A 19523-nucleotide genomic window follows, 5' to 3' on the forward strand; every position below is an offset into this window, starting at 1 on the left:
TGCGTCACAAAAGCGGGACGCAGAGCGTCCCAAGAGGCATTCCCACGCAGAGCGTGGGAACGAGCGTCATCAGCCGCGGTTCAGTAACCAGAACCGGAACCGGAACCCGGAATCCAGTTGGTTCCCGCCAGCGGCACCCGCGCCATGGCAGCCGACTCCACCGTCAGCGCCACCAGATCCTCGGGATCGAGGTTGTGCAGGTGCGACTTGCCGCAAGCCCGGGCCATGGTCTGGGCTTCCAGCACCAGCACGCGCAGGTAGTTGGCCAGACGCCGACCACCTTCCACCGGGTCCAGACGCTTGGACAGCTCCGGGTCCTGCGTGGTGATCCCGGCCGGGTCGCGGCCGTTTTGCCAGTCATCGTAGAAACCGGCGGCCGAGCCGATTTTCTTCAGTTCCTCGTCCAGGCGTGGATGGTTATCACCCAAGGCAATCAGCGCCGCCGTCCCGATGGCCACCGCATCCGCACCCAGCGCCATCGCCTTGGCGACGTCGGCACCGTTGCGAATCCCTCCGGAAACGATCAACTGAACCTTGCGATGCATGCCCATCTCTTGCAAAGCTTGTACCGCTTGCGGAATGGCCGACAAAATCGGGATACCGACGTGTTCGATGAACACTTCCTGAGTCGCTGCGGTGCCGCCTTGCATACCGTCGAGCACAATCACGTCAGCCCCGGCTTTTACCGCCAACTTCACGTCGTAGTACGGCCGGCTGGCGCCGATCTTCACGTAGATCGGTTTTTCCCAATCGGTGATTTCCCGCAGCTCGGCAATCTTGATCGCCAGGTCATCCGGGCCGGTCCAGTCCGGGTGACGGCAGGCGCTGCGCTGGTCGACACCGATCGGCAAGGTGCGCATACCCGCCACGCGCTCGGTGACTTTCATGCCCAGCAACATACCGCCGCCACCGGGTTTGGCGCCCTGCCCCAGGACGATTTCAATGGCGTCGGCCTTACGCAGATCGTCCGGGTTCATGCCATAGCGGGACGGCAAATACTGATACACCAAATGCTGCGACTGGCCGCGTTCTTCCGGGGTCATGCCGCCGTCACCGGTCGTGGTGCTGGTGCCGGCGATGGTCGCGCCACGGCCCAGGGCTTCCTTGGCATTGGCCGACAAAGCACCGAAGCTCATGCCGGCGATGGTCACCGGAATCTTCAGGTGAATCGGCTTCTTGGCGAAGCGGTTGCCGAGGATTACATCGGTACCGCACTTCTCCCGATAGCCTTCCAGCGGGTAGCGCGAAACGCTGGCGCCGAGCAGAAGCAGGTCATCGAAATGTGGCAGTTTGCGCTTGGTGCCACCGCCGCGAATATCGTAGATGCCGGTTTCCGCGGCACGCTGGATTTCCTGGATGGTCAGGCGGTCGAAGGTGGCTGACTCGCGCAGTACCGGAGGCGCTTTTTGGCTGATTGGGTCGCTCATATCTATTCTCCTCGCGCGGATCAGTACGCGGACGCGTTATCGACTTTGAAGTTGTACAACTGACGGGCCGAACCGTAGCGCTTGAAGTCAGCCGCCTTGTGCTCGAAACCGGCGCGGTCGAGCAGCCCTTGCAGCTCCTCCAAGTGCTCGGCACGCATCTCTTTTTCGATGCAATCCGAACCCAGGGACTCAACGGTCCCTTTCACGTAGATGTGGGTTTCATACAACGAATCGCCCAGCGCATCGCCGGCGTCGCCGCAGACCACCAGACGACCGGCCTGCCCCATGAAGCAGCTCATGTGGCCGATGCTGCCGCCGACAACAATGTCAATGCCCTTCATGGAAATCCCGCAACGCGCCCCGGCGTCGCCTTCAATCACCAGCAACCCGCCATGGGCCGTGGCACCGGCCGCCTGAGAGGCGCTGCCTTTGACCCGGACGTAGCCGGACATCATGTTCTCGGCACACCCGACACCGACGTTGCCGTGGACGGTGATCGAGGCCTTTTGATTCATCCCCGCGCAGTAGTAGCCGGCGTGGCCCTGGATATCGATGGACACCGCTTCATTCACCCCGACCGCGAGGTTGTGCTTGCCATCGGAGTGAGTCACCACCCACTCGTGATCAATCACGTTATTGACCTGATCGTGCAGCGCCTGATTGAGGTCACGCACGGTGGCAGTGGAAAGATCGATGGTTTTCATGTGTGCGCTCCTTAAGCTGACTCGCGTTCCCAGATGTAGAGAGTGGCCGGTGCAGGCTCCCAGATTCTGGCGTTTTCGATTCCCGGCAGGCTCGACAAGGCCTGATACTCGGATGCCATGGCGACGTAGTCGTCCGTCTCGGCAAGGATCGCCGGCTTGCAGGCGACCGGGTCGCGGATCACCGCAAAACCGTTGCGGGTGCCGATGGCGAAGGTGAAGAAACCGTCGAGATCCTCCAGCGAGTGATCCAGCGCTTCCTTCAATGAATCGCCCTGCTGCAGGCGCCAGGTCAGGTAGCCGGCGGCCACTTCGGTGTCGTTGTCGGTTTCGAAGTGGATGCCTTCACGCTTGAGTTCCTGACGCAGACGGAAGTGGTTCGACAACGAACCGTTGTGCACCAGGCACAGGTCGGCGCCTGTGGAAAACGGATGGCTGCCTTCCATGGTCACCGCGCTTTCGGTGGCCATGCGGGTGTGACCGATGATGTGGCTGCCCTTCATGCCGGCCAGGCCGAAGCGTTGGGAAATTTCCTGGGGCAAGCCCATGCCCTTGAGGATTTCGATGCTTTGCCCGGCGCTCATGATGCGCAGGCTCGGTGCCAGTTCAGCGAGGGCCAGGCGTACCGGCGCCTCTTCGGCATGGATCTTCAACACCGCGGCACTGGCGTTCTGGAACCAGTCCAGCGAACAGCCCAGGCGCCCTTCCAGTTCGCCCAACAGGGTTTTCCAGTCGAAGCCTTCGGTGGTCGCCTGCAAGGTCAGCTTGACCCAGCCGTCCGCCACTTCATCGCCGTAAATGGCGAAGCCGGCACTGTCCGGGCCACGATCGGTCATGGCCTGCAACATCGGTTCGAAAAGCTTGCCGAGCTGGGATTCCAGCTGCGGATTTTTCAGATAAAGGCCTACGATTCCACACATATCAAGTCTCCTTCGGAGGCAGTGAACGCCCGGCGCCGTGCCGGGTGCCCGAATGGTTGTCAAAATGGAAAATCAGAAAAATTCGGTGTAGCGCTGGATCTCCCAATCGGATACGTGGCGGCTGTATTCCACCCACTCCATGCGCTTGAGCTTGATGAACTCGCCAACGATCTGCGGGCCAAGCACCTCGACGAACAATGGGTCGGCTTCGAGCGCGTCGCAGGCTTCCTTGAGCGATTGCGGCAGAGTCTTGATGCCCCGCGCGGCGATCTGCTCGAGGTTCAGGCTGTAGAGGTTTTCATTGCAGACGTGGTCGATTTCCAGCTGCCGATCGATGCCATCCAGGCCGGCGGCGATGATCGCGGCGCTGACCAGATAGGGGTTGCAACCAGCGTCCGGCAGACGGAATTCGAGGCGCCCGTAAGGCACTCTCACCATGGCCGAACGGTTGTTGGCGCCGAAGGCGATAAAGGCCGGTGCCCAGGTTGCGCCGGACAACGAATTACCGACCACCAGACGCTTGTAGGAGTTGACCGTCGGCGCGGCAAAGGCACACAGCGCCGGGCCGTGGGCAAGCAGGCCCGCGGCGAAGTGATAGGCCAGTTTCGACAGCCCCATGCCGCTCGGATCACTGGCGTCATGGAACAGGTTCTTGTTGTCGGCGCTGCTGATCGACAGGTGAAAGTGCATGCCATTACCGGCGCGCTTCGGGTCGGGCTTGGGCATGAACGAGCAGATCATGCCCAGGTCATTGGCGATTTCGCCGGCGGCCATGCGGAAAAACGTGAAGCGATCCGCCGAGGTCATGGCGTCGCTGTAGGTGTAGTTGATCTCGAACTGGCCGTTGGCGTCTTCGTGGTCAATTTGATAGACCTCGAAGTCCACAGCCTGCAGGGCTTCGGTCAGCCGCTCAAGGAAAACGCGGGAGCGCGACAAGCCTTTATAGTCGTAGCAAGGCTTGTCGAGATTGTCGCTGGGGTCGACCAATTGCAGCTTGCCCTGCTCGTCGCGCCGCATCAGGTTGAACTCGGGTTCCAGGCCGGTGTTGAGGGTCCAGCCCTTTTCTTCCAGGCGTTGCACTTGTTGCTGCAGCACATAACGGCTGTCATACGGATGCGGCTTACCGTCGACGTGGCCGACGCACACCACCCGCCCGTAACCCGGCTGCCAGGGCACCGGGGTCAGGGTGGACAAGTCGCCGCGAGCCATGAAGTCCGGACCGTGGGGCTCCATGCCCATGCCACTGATCGCGAAACCGGCAAAACCCGCCCCCTCTTCGGCGACGGTCTTGAGCCCACAGATCGGCACCGACTTGGTCTTGGCCGCACCGTGAATATCCACAAATTGCGCAAGCACGTACTTGATCCCGTGCTTGTCGATGATGCGCTGGGTTTCTGCTGGCAACATTGCTGGTCACTCCTCGCGAAAGGCAAAACATTCTGGATGGGCCTTGACCGTCTTTTTATTCCTAAAAAGAAAGTTATTTTCCCAATAGGAATGCAAAGCCCTTGCCAGATTCGCGAGTGAAACGTCGAAACGCCGTGACAGGCGCTTTTGTGCTGTATATATGGGAATATTCTTTTCCCTGTGGGAATACTGCCCGCAGGGCAGGCGCCATTTGCACTTTCTCAGTGCGAAACTAATATTACTGAACGGAAAGTGTGCAGGATCTGATGACTATGTCGACCGAAACCGCCCCGCGCCTCAAGCTTGAGCAATATCTGGGATTGCAGATCAAGCGCCAGCGCCAGGCCCAAGATCTGAAATTGTCTGACGTGGCCAAGATTGCCGATATCAGTCAGGGCATGTTGAGCAAGATCGAAAATGCCCAGGTGTCCACCAGCCTCGATACCCTGAGCCGTCTGTGCGACGTGCTTGGCCTGCCACTGTCCAAGTTGTTCAGCGAATATGACCAGCAGGACGGCAGCGCGCTGTTGGTCAAGGCCGATCAGGGCATGGAAGTGGTGCGCCGCGGCACCGAGAAAGGCCATACGTACCATCTGCTCAACCATACCCGTGGGCCGAAGAAGAGCTTCGAGGCCTACATGGTCAGCATGGACGACGCCAGTGAAGAGTTTCCGACCTTCTCTCACCCCGGCACCGAATTCCTCCACCTGCTGGAAGGTGAACTGATCTATCGGCACGGCAATCAGCTGTACCGCATGGAGGCTGGCGACAGCTTGACGTTCGAAGGTGAAATTCCTCACGGGCCGGAGCAGTTGGTGCACGTGCCGATCCGCCTGCTGTCGATCATGAATTATGGGAGTGATAAGGAGTGAGCCCGGAGATTTGGGGTTTGAGGCTGCCCCTTCGATTTTGATCGTGTACATATCCATTTCTGCGGTAACGGCGACTTAGGGTTCCGCCCTTACGGCGGGTCACTTGGAAAAGCCCCAAGTAACCAAGGGCTCTTGCCCCGCCATTCGGTGCCTCGCTTAGGCTCGGCATGCCCTCACTCCGGCATTGCTCCGGGGGCCCGCCGCCATCGGCCATCCATGGCCGGGGGCGGCTACCGCGGCATCCTTGCCGCGGTGCCCCCTGCGCAACGCCTGCGTTCGGCCTCTGGGAAAGGGGCAACAGATCAAAATCAAAAGCCAAAGCAACGGCAACGGCGACGGCGACGGCAACGGCAACGGCAACGGCAAGATCAACAGCTTCGCGAGCAAGCCCGCTCCCACATAAAGCAGTTCGGCGTACAGCTTTTGCTTCTCACCACTCAACAGGCCGAGCGTTAGCTCGCCTGTAGCTTTTGATCTTGATGCACCGCCGCCTCGAGAGGCCGAGTGGAGGTTCTGCGCAGTGGGCAACCCGGCATGGATGCCGGGTTAGCCGCCCCCGGCCATGGATGGCCGATGGCGGCGGGCCCACGGAGCAGGACCGGAGCGAGGGCATGCCGAGCCTAGGCGAGGCACCGAACGAAAGGGGCAAGAGCCCTTGGTTACTTGGGGCTTTTCCAAAGTGACTCGCTGTAAAAGCGAAACCGCCAGCCGCCGTGACCGCAAAAACGGATATGTACACGATTAATCACCCAGGCCGACTATCAGGCCGCCCTCTCATAATTTCCTCCCAGTTAAAAAACTTTCACAAACCCCCTAGACGCCACGCACCCATTTCCCCTATAAAGCCACCAACAGGAATAATTTATTCCTCACAAGAAAACGCGCTCATGGAATGAGCCTGCTGTCCGCTGACACTTTTTTCGCTATGCGATGAGCTGCCGCCATCATCCCGAGGACGTGTCATGCAACACGAAAAAAACCATTTCATCATCAAGATCACCTGTCCCGCGGTGTCCGGCATTGTCGCTGCCGTCACCACCTACCTGGCGGACAACAGTTGCTACATCGGGGAGATGGCGCAATTCGACGACGACTTCAGCGGCCGTTTTTTCATGCGTGCAGTGTTCCGTTTCAACGACGGCCATCAGGGCGACATTCAACAGATCAAGGACGGTTTCGCCGACGTCGCCAAGGCGTTCGAGATGACCTGGGAATTGCATGACACCCGCGAGCCGATGCGCGTGCTGCTGATGGTCAGCAAGTTCGACCACTGCCTGACCGACCTGCTCTACCGCTACCACAAGGGCGAGATGGACATGACCATCACCGCCATCGTCTCCAATCACCTCGACTTGCGGCCCATGGCCGAACGCGAGGGCATTCGCTTCATCTACTTGCCGGTGACGAAGGACACCAAGGCTCGACAGGAAGCCGAGCTGATGAAGATCGTTGACGACACCAACACTGAACTGGTGGTGTTGGCGCGCTACATGCAGATCCTCTCCGATGACCTGTGCAAGCAACTCTCGGGGCGGGCGATCAACATTCACCATTCGTTCTTGCCCGGCTTCAAAGGCGCCAAGCCTTATCACCAGGCCTACCAGCGTGGCGTGAAACTGATCGGCGCCACGGCCCATTACGTCACCAGCGACCTCGACGAGGGACCGATCATTGAGCAGGAAGTGCAGCGTGTCGATCATGTCTACCTGCCCGACGACCTGGTCGCCACCGGCCGCGACACCGAAACCGTGGCCCTGTCCAAGGCGGTCAAGTACCACCTGGAGCACCGGGTTTTCCTCAACCAGGACAGAACGGTGATCTTCCGGTGAACATGCACAAGCTGATCGACGGCAAAGCCACCGCTGCCCGCGTGCTGGTACAGGTCCGCAAGGACGTGGAGCGCCTGCGCGAGCAAGACATTCAACCGGCACTGGTGGTGATTCTGGTGGGCAGCGACCCGGCCAGCCAGGTCTACGTGCGAAACAAGATCCTGCGCGCCGAAGAGGTGGGTATCCGCTCGCTGGAACATCGGCTGTCCACGGACACCAGCACTGAACAGTTACTCATTCTGATCGCCCGATTGAATGCCGATCGCTCGATCCACGGCATTCTTCTGCAACTGCCGCTGCCTTCGCATATCGATGAATTACGCGCACTGGAGGCTATCGCTCCGGACAAGGATGTAGACGGGTTCCACAGTCAGAACGTCGGTGGTCTCAGTCAGGGGCGCACGGTACTCGCACCCTGCACCCCCAGTGGTTGTTTGTATTTGCTGGAACAAACCTGCGGCGATCTGCGCGGCAAGCACGCGGTGGTGATCGGCCGCTCGAACATCGTCGGCAAACCCATGGCAGCGTTGTTGCTGCAGGCCGACTGCTCGGTGACCGTCCTGCATTCGCGCAGCCCGGATCCGCAGACTCTGTGCCGGCAGGCAGACATCGTCATCGCCGCCGTGGGTCGACCAAGGCTGATCGACGCCAGTTGGCTCAAGCCAGGCGCCGTGGTGATTGACGTCGGCATCAACCGCATCGAAGACGATGGCCGCAGCCGTCTGGTAGGCGATGTCGACTTCGACAGCGCCTTGCCCCATGTCGCAGCGATCACCCCGGTCCCTGGTGGTGTCGGGCCGATGACCATCGCCTTTCTGATGAAAAACACTGTCACCGCAGCCCTTGCGCAACACCAGGCTCTACACAACCAATCGGAGGCCCTATGCCATTCAATCTATTGAAGTACGGGCTGAGTTCGGAGTACCCGGTGGAAGTGGATTTGCCACCACCGAAGGAACTCAAGTCGAGCTATGACGTGGTGATCATCGGTGCCGGCGGCCACGGTCTGGCCACCGCTTACTACCTGGCCAAGTACCACGGCATCACCAACATCGCGGTGCTGGAAAAGTCTTACCTGGGCGGCGGCAATACCGCGCGCAACACCGCGGTGATTCGCTCCAACTACCTGACCAGCGAAGGTGTGCGCTTTTATGCCGAGTCGGTGCGCATGTTCCAGTCGCTGTCCAACGAGTTCGACTTCAACATCATGTACTCCGAGCGCGGCCAACTGACCCTGGCTCACACCGATGCCACGGTGCGTTCGTTCCGGCAGCGCGCCGAGGTCAACAAACACTTTGGCGGCCGTACCGAGATGATCGACCGGCAGCAGATCCGCGAGCTGGTGCCCAGTCTCAACCTCGATCCTGGCCACTTGCCGGTGATCGCCGGGCTCTGGCATATCGACGGCGCCACCGCGCGCCACGACGCGGTGGCCTGGGGTTACGCCAAACAAGCCGCCAAGCGCGGCGTGGAAATCCATCAGCTCACCGAAGTCCAGGACCTGATCATCGAGAACGGCGCCATCACCGCAGTCAAGACCAACCGAGGCACCATCAAATGCGGTTGTGCGGTGCAGGCGATTGCCGGGCACAGTTCTTTGCTGATGGCCAAGGCCGGGATCCGTTCGCCGATCCAGACCTTCCCGCTGCAAGCGATGGTCACCCAGCCGTTCAAACCGTTTCTCGATCCGCTGGTGAGTTCCTCCGCCCTGCACTGCTACGTTCAACAGACCAGCCGCGGTGAAGTGGTTTTCGGCGGTGGCTCCGATCCCTATCCGCTGTTCAACACCCGCTCGACGCTGGACCTCAAGGAAAGCCTGCTCGCCCATGCGATCGAGATGTTCCCGTTCCTGGCCAACGCCAAGCTGATGCGCCAATGGGCCGGCATCACCGACATGACCCCGGATTACAGCCCGATCATGGGCCTGTCGCCGGTGAAGAATTACTACCTCGACGCCGGCTGGGGCACCTGGGGTTTCAAGGCCACGCCGATCTGCGGCAAGACCATGGCCGAGTTGGTCGCCAGCGGCGGCAAGGTGCCGGATCTGATCAAACCTTTCGGCCTCGAACGTTTCTCGACCTTCCAGCAAGTCAACGAAATGGGCGCCACGGCGGCCAGTCACTGACGGAGAGCGGACTATGAAAATCATGAATTGCCCGCTCAACGGGCCGCGCAATATGAGCGAGTTCACCTATGGCGGCGAATTCAAGCCGATGCCTGATCCCGTCAGTTGCAGCGATGCCGAATGGGCCGATTACGTGTTCAACACCGACAACCTCGCCGGCGTGGTGCGCGAGTGGTGGATGCACACCCCCTCCAGCTACTGGTTTCTCGCGGAGCGGCACACCGTCACCGACGAAATCCTGCGGACCTTCGATCCCAAAGAACTCTTCAGCACCCGTGTCGAATTCAACGCCGCCGCCAAGGAGATCGCAGGATGAATCGCCTACCCGCCCCCATGGGCTTGCTGATCGACCGTGATCAGCCGCTCGATTTCAGCTTCGACGGCCAGCGCTACCAAGGCTTGCAGGGCGACAGCATCGCCAGCGCCTTGCTGGCCAACGGGCGTTTCCTGATCTCCCGCTCGTTTAAATACCATCGCCCGCGTGGCCCTCTGACGATGGCCGGCCAGGACGCCAACAGCCTGGTGCAATTGCCCGAAGAACCCAACGTGCTGGCCGATGCCCACACCTTGTCCGCCGGGTTGCAGGTGACGGCGCAGAACGTCAACGGCTCACTGGACAATGACCGCGACGCCTACCTGGGCAAGTTCTCCAAATTCATGCCGGTGGGCTTCTACTACCGTTCTTTCTACAAGCCCAAAGGCATGTGGAAAGTCTGGGAGCCGATCATTCGCAAGAAGGCCGGCCTCGGCGTGCTCGACCTGAAATTCCAGCCGGAGTACTACGACAAGGCCTACTTGTTTACCGACGTCGCGGTAATCGGCGCGGGTCCCGCCGGGCTCCATGCGGCGCTAATGGCAGCCAACGCAGGGGCCAAGGTGTTGCTCATCGAGCAACAACCCGTTCTGGGTGGTTCGCTAACCTATGCCCGCTTCGATATCGAAGGCGACAGGGCTGAAACCCTGCGCCGAAAATTGCTCGCGGCGGTAGAGCAACACGCCAATATCCAGATCCTGACCGAAGCCACTTGCAACGCCTGGTTCACCGACAACTACCTGCCGGTGATTCAGGGTAAACGCATGTACAAGGTCCGCGCCCGGCAGTGCCTGGTGTGCAGCGGCTCCTTCGATCAGCCGGTGATCTTTCGCAACAACGACCTGCCGGGTGTGATGCTGACCAGCGCGGCGCAACGGCTGATGAAGCTGTACGCGGTCAAACCGGGTAAACGCGCCGTGGTGCTGACGGGCAACGACGACGGTTACTTCGCCGCGCTGGATCTGCACGACCAGGGCGTGGAGGTCGTCGCTGTGGTGGACCTGCGTCATGGTCCTTCGGACGAATCCCTGCTGCGCGCACTGGCGCAACGCAAGATCTACCGCCAGGGCAACAGCACCGTCTATGAAGCCCTGCATGAGAAAGGCATGCGTCATATCAACGGCGTCGACGTGCGCAAAATCACCGCACAAGGCCAGGTCGCCGAGAGCGGACAACGCCTGGAGTGCGATTTACTGTGCATGTCCGCCGGCTACATGCCGGTCTATCAACTGCTTTGCCAGGCTGGCGGCAAGCTGGCCTACGACGATCAGCGTGCCGAGTTCACGCTCAGCGGCCTGCCAAAGAATCTGAATGTCGCCGGCTCGGTCAACGGTCGTCACCAGCTCGATAACGTGATTGCCGATGGCGTGAATGCCGGTGCCGAAGCCGCCCTCGCGCTGGGCCTGACAGTGGGCACGCAACGCGAGCCATTGAGCGGCGAGGCGCGGGTCAACTTTAATTGGCCAATCTTCCCGCACCCCAAAGGCAAGGACTTCGTCGACTTCGACGAGGATCTGCAAGTGGCCGACATCGTCAACGCCACCCGGATCGGCTATCGCGACGTGCAACTGGTCAAGCGCTACTCCACCGTCGGCATGGGACCGTCTCAGGGTCGTCACTCGGCGTTGCCGACCGCGCGGTTGGTGGCCTGGGCCACTCAACGCAACATCAGTGAAACCGGCGTGACCACGGCGCGACCGCCGTTTGTTGCGGAAAAGCTGGCGCATGTCGCCGGTCGCGCGTTCGACCCGTACCGGCAAACGCCGATGCACGCTCGTCACCTGCAAGCTGGCGCGAAGATGATGCCTGCGGGCATCTGGCAACGCCCGGCCTACTACGGCAACGCGAAGGATCGCGAGGCGTGCATGCAGGCCGAAGCCCTGCACGTGCGCAACAAGGTCGGCATCATCGATGTCTCGACACTCGGTGGCCTGGATGTGCGCGGTCCGGACGCGGCCGAACTGCTCAATCGGATGTACACCTTTGCGTTCCTCAAGCAGCCGATCGGCCGCTCCCGTTATGCGCTGATGACCAATGAGCACGGCGTGGTAATCGACGACGGCGTCTGTGCGCGGTTTGCCGAAAACCATTTCTATGTCACTGCCACCACCAGCGGTGTCGACCGGATCTATCAGCAAATGCTTAAGTGGAACGCGCAATGGCGCCTGGACGTGGACGTCGCCAACGTCACCGTGGCCATTTGTGCGGTGAACCTTGCCGGGCAGGACTCGCGCAAGGTGTTGGAACAGGTCTGCACCGACCTCGACCTGAGCGCCGAAGGGTTTCCTTATCTGGGCGTGCGTCAGGGCACGGTCGCGGGGATCAAAGCGCGCTTGTTGCGAGTCGGATTCGTAGGCGAACTGGGGTATGAAATCCACGTTCCTGCACGCCACGGTCTCAAGCTTTGGGATGCGCTGATAGAAGCCGGCAAGGCCTATGACATCCGCCCCTTTGGCGTCGAAACGCAGCGCCTGCTGCGCCTGGAAAAAGGCCACGTGATCATCAGCCAGGACACCGACGGCATGACTCACCCGGCGGAAATCGACATGGGCTGGGCGATCAGTCGCACCAAGCCGTTCTTCGTCGGCCGCCGCTCGGTAGACATCCTCGAAGCCCAGCCACTGAAACGCAAACTGGTAGGTTTCAGCCTGCCCAAAGGCAGCCTGCAACCGTTGGAAGGCCATCTGGTGCTAAACGGCCCGGACATCAGCGGCAACGTCACCTCCTGCGAGTATTCCGCCTCCCTGGGCAAGATCATCGGCCTGGCCTACGCCGGCATCGACCAGAGCACGCCTGGGCAACGGATTCCGATCCGCGTCGAAGGCGGCATCGTGCTCCAGGCCGAGGTGGTGCAGTTGCCCTTCTTCGATCCCGACAACCAACGCCAGGAGCTTTGAGTCATGACCAGTCTGAGAGAACAACACAGCATCGCCCGGCAAGCCCTGGCACCGTTGCCGGGGTGCCGCCTGGCGGACCTGACCGACCTGCCGCGAGTCGGTTTCCGCGGCTCCCACAGTGCCGAGTACCTGCGCAACCGCGGCTTCGTCCTGCCGGATACGCCCAACCGTGCGGTGATTCAAGCCGATGGCACTCAGGTAGCGCGGCTGTCGCAGACCGAATACCTGCTACTGGGCAGTCCCGAGGATCAGGGCCAACGAATGGCGGATGAAGAGGCCCGCTGGCAACTTGATCATCAAGCCAACTATCTGCTGCCTCGTCAGGACAGCCATGCCTGTTTTCAGCTGACGGGGGATCATCTGAGCGAAGTATTGGCCAAGCTCTGCGGGGTTGATCTGAGCCCGCAGGCGTTCGGCCCGGGAGCGGTGGCCCAGACGTCGGCGGCACGCATCAACGTGATCGTCATCAATTCAGGCACCGTGCAACAGACGAGCTTGCACATCCTTTGTGACCGGGCGTCGCGGGAGTATTTTCGGGAGACGTTGGAGGATGCAATGCAGGAGTATTCAGATCTGGCTACGGCTGTGACAACGCGCTGACTCTGCCACCCTACTGGTCATGCATGCTGAGACGAAATACCGTTCCAAGCATGCATGGGCAGATGCCGACAGTAAATGTCACGCACAAAAAAACGCCACTCATTGAGTGGCGTTTTTTGTGAAACTTGGAGCGGGAAACGAGACTCGAACTCGCGACCCCGACCTTGGCAAGGTCGTGCTCTACCAACTGAGCTATTCCCGCGTCTTGGTGAGGCGCATTCTATAGAATCCAGATGCCCCGTCAACCCCTTGATTCAAAAAAGTTTTATTTCTTTTCCACGTCGGTCTTCAGATGCGGCCAGGCAGCCCGCAAATACTGGACCATGGACCACAACGTCAGGCCCGCGGATATCAGCAGCAAGGCGTAACCCAGCAGCACCCAGAACGTGAAATCCGACGGATTGGCCAGCAGGATCACCAGCGCCAGCATTTGCGCGGCGGTTTTCCATTTGCCCAGGTTCGACACCGCGACGTGAGCGCGGGCGCCGAGTTCGGCCATCCATTCGCGAAGTGCCGAGACGACAATCTCGCGACCAATGATCACGGCGGCCGGCAGTGTGAGCCACAGGTTGCCATGTTCTTGCACCAGCAATACCAGCGCAACAGCGACCATCAACTTGTCAGCAACAGGATCGAGGAAAGCCCCGAACGGTGTGCTTTGTTCCAGTCGGCGGGCCAGATACCCATCCAGCCAGTCTGTGGCGGCGGCAAATGCGAACACCGAGGCGGACGCCAGGTAGCTCCATTGATACGGCAGGTAGAACAGTAAAATGAAGATCGGAATGAGCAGGACGCGTAGTACGGTAATCAGATTAGGGATATTCATCGGCACAACTGGCTACGAGGTGAGGGGGCATTCTACTCGCTGTGCAGATTGGCATAAATCAACTCTGCGAGCTTTTTACTGATCCCGGGTGCTTTGGCGATCTCTTCGATGCTGGCACGAGACAGCTCCTGCAATCCACCAAAATGTTTCAACAAATCGCGGCGACGGGTCGGTCCGACACCGGCAACGCCCTCCAGTGTAGACGTGCGGCGAGTTTTCCCACGACGTGCGCGGTGCCCGGTAATCGCGAAACGGTGAGCTTCGTCGCGTATCTGCTGGATCAAATGCAGCGCGGGGGAATCGCCGCGCAAGGTGAATTCGTGGGCAGCATCGTTCAGGTACAGGGTTTCGAAACCGGCCTTGCGCGTGGCACCCTTGGCTACGCCCAGCAGAATCAGATCAGGCACGGCCAGTTCATTGAGCACGTCGCGGGCCATGGACAACTGCCCCTTGCCACCGTCCACCAGCAAAATGTCCGGTAGCTTGCCCTCCCCGTCCTTCAGCTTGCTGAAGCGTCGGGTCAGGGCCTGGTGCATCGCGGCGTAGTCATCGCCCGGGGTGACGCCTTCAATGTTGTAACGACGGTAGTCGGACTTGATCGGACCTTCGGGACCGAACACCACGCAGGATGCCACGGTCGCTTCGCCGCTGGAGTGACTGATGTCGTAACACTCCAGGCGCTGTGGTGGCTCATCCAGGTTCAACACTTCTGCCAGGGCATCGAAACGTGCAGCAACGTGTTGACGGTTGGCCAGTCGCGCTCCCAGTGCCTGTTCGGCATTGGTGACCGCCAACTGTTGCCAGCGTGCTCGCGTGCCACGAACCCTATGACTGATGGTCAATTCGCGACCGCGCAGCTCATCGATGGCCGCGATCAGGGTCGGGAAGTCTTCATGAACCACGTTGACGATCAGTTCGCTCGGCAAGTCGCGCTCGGGACTGCTGATGAAGTACTGGCCGAGAAACGCCGCCATGACTTCGGAAACGTCCTCTTCAATACCCACCTGCGGAAAGAAGTTCTTGCTCCCCAGCACCCGCCCGCCACGCACACTGATCAAATGAACGCAGGCACCACCCGGATTGACAAACGCGGCGATCACGTCGACATCGCCGGTCCCGCCTTCCATACTCTGCTGGTCCTGAACCCGGCGCAGTAATGAAATCTGATCGCGCAGCTCGGCCGCACGTTCGAACTCGAGGTTGATCGCCGCCTCTTCCATTCCTGCGGACAACTCGTCCGTCAGCGCATTGCTGCGCCCCTCGAGGAACATCACCGAGTGCCGTACGTCTTCAGCGTATACCTCAGGCTCCACCAGCCCGACACAGGGCGCCTTGCAGCGTTTGATCTGGTATTGCAGGCAAGGGCGCGTGCGGTTCTTGTAATAGCTGTCTTCGCACTGACGAACGAAAAACGTCTTCTGCAGCAGGCTCAGGCTTTCACGAATCGCACCCGCGCTGGGATAAGGGCCGAAATATTTGCCCTTGGCCTTTTTTGCACCGCGATGGATGCTCAAGCGAGGGAACTGGCCATCCGAGAGAAAGACGTAGGGGTAGGATTTATCGTCGCGCAGCAGGATGTTGTAGGGCGGACGCCACTCCTTGATCAGCGTCTGCTCAAGCAACAAGGCTTCGGTTTCATTGGCCGTAATCGTCGTTTCGACTTGAGCGATACGCGCGACCAGCGCCGCGGTCTTGGGTGCAAGACCGGATTTGCGGAAGTAACTCGACAGACGATTCTTGAGGTTCTTGGCCTTGCCGACGTAGAGCAGGCGTGCCTCGCTGTCGAACATGCGATACACACCGGGACGCCCACTGACCGTCGACAGAAAGGCGCTTGGATCGAAGACTTCAGTCATTTTCAGAGACTGGCATCGACCATGCCGTGACGAACCGCCAACAGCGTCAACTCGACGTCGCTGCTGATCGAAAGCTTTTCGAAAATGCGGTAACGGTAAGTGTTCACGGTTTTTGGCGACAGACACAGTTTGTCGGAAATGATCTGGACCTTCTGACAGCCGACAATCATCAACGCGATCTGGATTTCACGCTCCGACAAGGCATCGAAAGGCGAGTCATTGGTCGGCTGGAAGGATTTGATCGCCAGTTGCTGTGCAATTTGCGGGCTGATGTAGCGCTGCCCGGCAAACACCAGGCGGATAGCCTGGACCATTTCCGGCAATCCGGCGCCCTTGGTCAGATAGCCCGCGGCCCCTGCCTGCAACAACCGAGTCGGAAATGGATCTTCTTCGCACACAGTGACCGCGACGACTTTGATATCCGGATGACTGCGCAATAATTTGCGCGTGGCTTCAAGACCGCCGATGCCGGGCATCTTGACGTCCATCAGTACCACATCGGGTTTCAACTCACGCGCCTTGAGCAGGGATTCTTCGCCTGACTCGGCCTGGCCGACTACTTGCAGGCCATCGATGTCAGCCAGCATTCGTGTAATGCCTGTACGAACGAGATCATGATCATCGACTACTAGCACCCTAATCAAGCAGACACCTCGCGATATGGTCTTATTGGGTTGCCGACACCTTAGCAAAAAGCAACTGGCAGACCTAGCGGCAAGCGTCATATAAAAAGTTTCAATACATCTTGAAAGGCTTGTCGTAAGCGTGTTTCAGCCGGGCGAGGCATCGATATCACGCTGCATTCTCAGGAAACACTCGTCCGTGCCGACCACCTTCAGGCCCTTTCTCTCATACAACGCTTGCGCGGGATTGTTTTCAAAAACCGTCAAACGCAATGCCGGACGCCGTTCCTTGCACGCCATGTCAAATACCTGATCAATGGCCCAGGAACCGGCGCCCTGCCCTCGAAACGCTTCGATGACGTGCAACTCGCGAATGTACAGGGCCTTGGCATCACGACTCAGACTGACGAAGCCCACCAACGTCTCGCCGCGCACAATCAACCAGTTCTCGCGCCCTGCCCAGCCTACATCGAACCCTTCGTCCTGCCACAGCAGATCGTGCTGAATGTAATAGCGCAGCATGTTTTTGCGGGTCAGTTCACGAGCGAAGTCGAGGTCCCGGAACGTCGCCGGACGTAATTCAAATGCCATCAAGCCTCCGCGACAGCCACTATTTGCCCGTTCCAGCCATCAGCATCGCGGCGAGCCACGACCATCAGGTTGCCTGTACCCGGTGCGGCCGCAATCAGCGAGCCGTCCGAGGCCCAGATCGCACTGCGTCCCGCCGACTCCCAGCCACCCGTTGCACCACCATGGTTGGCCATCAGCACCGTCATCGAATGAGTGCGGGCGTAGCCTTGCAACAACGCGGTATCCGGGGCGTAGCCGTTTTCGGTGATCAGTACGCCCGCCGCATAGAGATCGGCACCTTGCTGCGCCGCCGCGGCTGCATGACTGGCGTGAGAGAAATCCGCGCACACCGCCAACGCGACCTTATCGGCACCGATGGTCAGGGGCGAACCGCCGGTGCCCGGTGCAAATGCCACTTCCTCGCCTGGATGCAGATGTTGCTTGCTGTAGATCCCGAGCGATCCATCAGCGCCCAACACCAGCGCCCCAATCAATACTGGAGAATCCTGCGACAGGCGAATCGGCATCCCGACGACAGTGGTCACACCGACTTCCCGCGCGAAATCCCGTAGCGGTTGCAGAGCCTCGGCATCTGGCGCAATGGCCAACTCAGCCGCAAGTCCACGCTCGTAGCCGGTCAGCGATAACTCCGGGAACACCAGCAATTGCACGCCCTGCTCCGCGGCAAGTTGCATGAAGCGCTGATGCCACACAATGTTTGCGGCAAGGTCACCGGCGATGGAGATCGATTGAGCAGCGGCGATGATCAGGGGCGTCATGCTTCGTCCTTGTGACGTTGTATGTAAGCGGAACACAAAGTGTGTCACAACCGGCGACGCACTCAAGCGATAGAAAATGCCGTCGGTGATCGATAGCATTTTCTGATTGAATCCGTGTACCGGCCTCTAGTAAGCTCGGCGCACTCATTGGAGACAAATCATGTTCAACGCCCTCTCACAGCTTCGTACCGTCAGCGCCCTGCGCTCGGTGGCGGCTGCCCGGGTGAATGACGTTTGTGCTCCGGTCAGCTTTTATTTTGGGTATTGGTTTAGCCACTGGCGCGCCTGATACCCACACGGCGCCCACTTTAAACGGGTCGCCACCAGAGAATTCTCAACCCCCGGTCGGCTTCCCGACCGGGGGTTTTGTTTTTTCAGCCCCGCACATTTTTAGCGACACACCAGACAACCAGAGGATTCAACAATGAACTACGCCACTTATTACCGTTACGACAGTTTTACCGCCTGGCGATTTAGCAGCCTCCGCTCGGGACAGCCTGCCGCCTCCGATCGGTCACCCACAGGTGGCAAGCACACACACGCAGCCAATCCGGCCAATTGTCGAACACCCCAGTAGGGCCGAGTGCGCGGGAACGAACCCGCCGCCAGCCCAGGAAGCCCGAATATGAACTCGTCCGTCTCTGCTCTGCCGCTGTCCACCTTGAGCCCTGCCAATGAAGCGCTGACCCTGCGTCTGCCCAGCTCATTGCAACTCAAACAACAATTGCCACTCAGCAACGTCCTGAGCCAGCAAGTCGCCGCCCACCGCCAAGCGGTTCGCGCGATCCTCAACGGTGAAGACTCCCGTCTGCTGGTCATTGTCGGCCCCTGCTCGATTCATGATCCTCAGTCCGCCCTCGAATACGCCGGCAACCTCGCCCGCCTCGCTGCCGAGGTCAATGATGAAATGCTGCTGGTGATGCGCGCCTACGTCGAAAAACCCCGCACCACCATTGGCTGGAAAGGCCTGGCCTACGACCCGCAGCTTGATGGCAGCGACGACATGGCCGGCGGCTTGGCGCTGTCCCGCGAGTTGATGCGCGAAATGCTCCGCCTGGGACTGCCGATTGCCACCGAACTGCTGCAGCCGATGGCTGCCGGCTACTTCGACGATCTGCTGAGCTGGGTTGCTATTGGCGCTCGCACCACCGAATCGCAGATCCACCGTGAAATGGCCAGCGGCCTGAGCATGCCGGTCGGCTTCAAGAACGGCACCGATGGTGGTGTCGGCATTGCCAGCGACGCCATGCGCTCGGCCGCCCATCCGCATCGCCATTTCGGTGTCGACAGCCAGGGGCATCCGGCAATCATTCAAACGCCGGGCAATCCCGACACCCACCTGGTGCTGCGTGGCGGACACCGCGGGCCGAACTACGACCGCGACAGCGTCGCCCAGGTGAACAGCGACTTGACCAAACTGAAGATCCCGGCCCGGATCATGGTCGACTGCAGCCATGCCAACAGCGGCAAAGACCCGTTGCGTCAGCCAGCGGTGTTTAACGATGTGCTTGAACAGCGCCTGCAAGGTGATCGATCACTGATCGGCATGATGATTGAGAGTCATCTGTTCGAAGGCTGCCAACCGCTGAGCCCATCGCTGCGCTACGGCGTATCGGTGACGGACGGCTGCCTTGGCTGGAGCGGGACGGAATTATTGTTGCGTCAGGCCGCCGACCGGCTCAGAGCGCAGAACAACGATCAACAATCGGCGTGAGCCACACCCTCGTCCAGTCCTCCCATCGAGGACTGGACGTCGGAATCGAGACACGATTAACAGG

At 60.0% G+C, this 19523-nt stretch carries 18 protein-coding genes and 1 tRNA gene; 9 read left to right on the forward strand and 10 right to left on the reverse strand.

Annotated features, from left to right (window positions below; genetic code table 11):
• Positions 1 to 80 precede the first annotated feature (80 nt).
• The 4 genes from ACMXYI_RS25070 to glnT form a co-directional block, all read right to left on the reverse strand.
• Positions 81 to 1427: an FMN-binding glutamate synthase family protein gene (locus ACMXYI_RS25070; protein ID WP_415769539.1), complete on the reverse strand. Its 1347-nt coding sequence runs from the start codon at positions 1425 to 1427 to the stop codon at positions 81 to 83.
• Positions 1428 to 1447: 20 nt separating this feature from the next.
• Positions 1448 to 2131 carry a protein glxC gene (locus ACMXYI_RS25075; protein ID WP_415769540.1) on the reverse strand — a complete coding sequence of 228 codons (684 nt, stop codon included), beginning with the start codon at positions 2129 to 2131 and terminating at the stop codon, positions 1448 to 1450.
• A gap of 11 nt (positions 2132 to 2142) precedes the next feature.
• Complete coding sequence (locus ACMXYI_RS25080) at positions 2143 to 3048, reverse strand: class II glutamine amidotransferase (RefSeq protein ID WP_415769541.1); 906 nt, start codon at positions 3046 to 3048, stop codon at positions 2143 to 2145.
• Between the two features lie 72 nt (positions 3049 to 3120).
• A complete protein-coding gene (gene glnT, locus ACMXYI_RS25085; RefSeq protein WP_415769542.1) occupies positions 3121 to 4455 on the reverse strand; it encodes a type III glutamate--ammonia ligase in 1335 nt (444 codons plus the stop codon).
• Between the two features lie 272 nt (positions 4456 to 4727).
• Here glnT and ACMXYI_RS25090 point away from each other — a divergent pair, with 272 nt between their 5' ends.
• The 7 genes from ACMXYI_RS25090 to ACMXYI_RS25120 all read left to right on the forward strand — a co-directional run bounded on the left by ACMXYI_RS25090 (position 4728) and on the right by ACMXYI_RS25120 (position 13091).
• Positions 4728 to 5327: a helix-turn-helix domain-containing protein gene (locus ACMXYI_RS25090; RefSeq protein ID WP_046052997.1), complete on the forward strand. Its 600-nt coding sequence runs from the start codon at positions 4728 to 4730 to the stop codon at positions 5325 to 5327.
• 962 nt (positions 5328 to 6289) lie between these two features.
• The gene (purU, locus tag ACMXYI_RS25095; RefSeq protein WP_414883645.1) at positions 6290 to 7156 is read left to right on the forward strand and encodes a formyltetrahydrofolate deformylase; all 867 of its coding nucleotides are present in this window, start codon (positions 6290 to 6292) and stop codon (positions 7154 to 7156) included.
• A complete protein-coding gene (folD, locus tag ACMXYI_RS25100) occupies positions 7153 to 8058 on the forward strand; it encodes a bifunctional methylenetetrahydrofolate dehydrogenase/methenyltetrahydrofolate cyclohydrolase FolD (protein WP_415769543.1) in 906 nt (301 codons plus the stop codon). The genes purU and folD overlap by 4 nt, the downstream gene beginning before the upstream one ends.
• Entirely contained in the window at positions 8040 to 9281 is a 1242-nt protein-coding gene (locus ACMXYI_RS25105; protein ID WP_415769544.1) for an FAD-dependent oxidoreductase, read from the forward strand. The genes folD and ACMXYI_RS25105 overlap by 19 nt, the downstream gene beginning before the upstream one ends.
• 13 nt (positions 9282 to 9294) lie before the next feature.
• Positions 9295 to 9597: a sarcosine oxidase subunit delta gene (locus ACMXYI_RS25110; RefSeq protein WP_415769545.1), complete on the forward strand. Its 303-nt coding sequence runs from the start codon at positions 9295 to 9297 to the stop codon at positions 9595 to 9597.
• On the forward strand, positions 9594 to 12491 hold the full coding sequence (locus ACMXYI_RS25115; RefSeq protein WP_415769546.1) for a 2Fe-2S iron-sulfur cluster-binding protein: 2898 nt from the start codon (positions 9594 to 9596) through the stop codon (positions 12489 to 12491). Before ACMXYI_RS25110 ends, ACMXYI_RS25115 begins: the two co-directional genes overlap by 4 nt.
• Before the next feature lie 3 nt (positions 12492 to 12494).
• Complete coding sequence (locus ACMXYI_RS25120) at positions 12495 to 13091, forward strand: sarcosine oxidase subunit gamma (RefSeq protein WP_415769547.1); 597 nt, start codon at positions 12495 to 12497, stop codon at positions 13089 to 13091.
• Positions 13092 to 13217: 126 nt separating this feature from the next.
• On the opposite strand, the gene ACMXYI_RS25125 is transcribed toward ACMXYI_RS25120, so the two are convergent.
• The 6 genes from ACMXYI_RS25125 to ACMXYI_RS25150 all read right to left on the reverse strand — a co-directional run bounded on the left by ACMXYI_RS25125 (position 13218) and on the right by ACMXYI_RS25150 (position 17745).
• Positions 13218 to 13293, reverse strand: a tRNA-Gly gene (locus ACMXYI_RS25125).
• A gap of 63 nt (positions 13294 to 13356) precedes the next feature.
• Entirely contained in the window at positions 13357 to 13917 is a 561-nt protein-coding gene (gene pgsA, locus ACMXYI_RS25130) for a CDP-diacylglycerol--glycerol-3-phosphate 3-phosphatidyltransferase (RefSeq protein WP_008150904.1), read from the reverse strand.
• Positions 13918 to 13949: 32 nt separating this feature from the next.
• Positions 13950 to 15773: an excinuclease ABC subunit UvrC gene (gene uvrC, locus ACMXYI_RS25135; RefSeq protein ID WP_056741535.1), complete on the reverse strand. Its 1824-nt coding sequence runs from the start codon at positions 15771 to 15773 to the stop codon at positions 13950 to 13952.
• Positions 15774 to 15775: 2 nt separating this feature from the next.
• Positions 15776 to 16417: a response regulator transcription factor GacA gene (gene gacA, locus ACMXYI_RS25140; RefSeq protein WP_008015884.1), complete on the reverse strand. Its 642-nt coding sequence runs from the start codon at positions 16415 to 16417 to the stop codon at positions 15776 to 15778.
• Positions 16418 to 16543: 126 nt separating this feature from the next.
• Positions 16544 to 16987 carry a GNAT family N-acetyltransferase gene (locus ACMXYI_RS25145; protein ID WP_415769548.1) on the reverse strand — a complete coding sequence of 148 codons (444 nt, stop codon included), beginning with the start codon at positions 16985 to 16987 and terminating at the stop codon, positions 16544 to 16546.
• Positions 16987 to 17745 carry a carbon-nitrogen hydrolase family protein gene (locus ACMXYI_RS25150; protein WP_415769549.1) on the reverse strand — a complete coding sequence of 253 codons (759 nt, stop codon included), beginning with the start codon at positions 17743 to 17745 and terminating at the stop codon, positions 16987 to 16989. The genes ACMXYI_RS25145 and ACMXYI_RS25150 overlap by 1 nt, the downstream gene beginning before the upstream one ends.
• 160 nt (positions 17746 to 17905) lie before the next feature.
• Here ACMXYI_RS25150 and ACMXYI_RS25155 point away from each other — a divergent pair, with 160 nt between their 5' ends.
• Entirely contained in the window at positions 17906 to 18034 is a 129-nt protein-coding gene (locus ACMXYI_RS25155; protein WP_024164522.1) for a hypothetical protein, read from the forward strand.
• A gap of 336 nt (positions 18035 to 18370) precedes the next feature.
• A complete protein-coding gene (locus ACMXYI_RS25160) occupies positions 18371 to 19459 on the forward strand; it encodes a 3-deoxy-7-phosphoheptulonate synthase (RefSeq protein WP_415769550.1) in 1089 nt (362 codons plus the stop codon).
• Positions 19460 to 19523: the final 64 nt, after the last annotated feature.

This window comes from Pseudomonas lyxosi, assembly GCF_047758685.1.
Taxonomy (GTDB): Bacteria; Pseudomonadota; Gammaproteobacteria; order Pseudomonadales; family Pseudomonadaceae; genus Aquipseudomonas; species Aquipseudomonas lyxosi.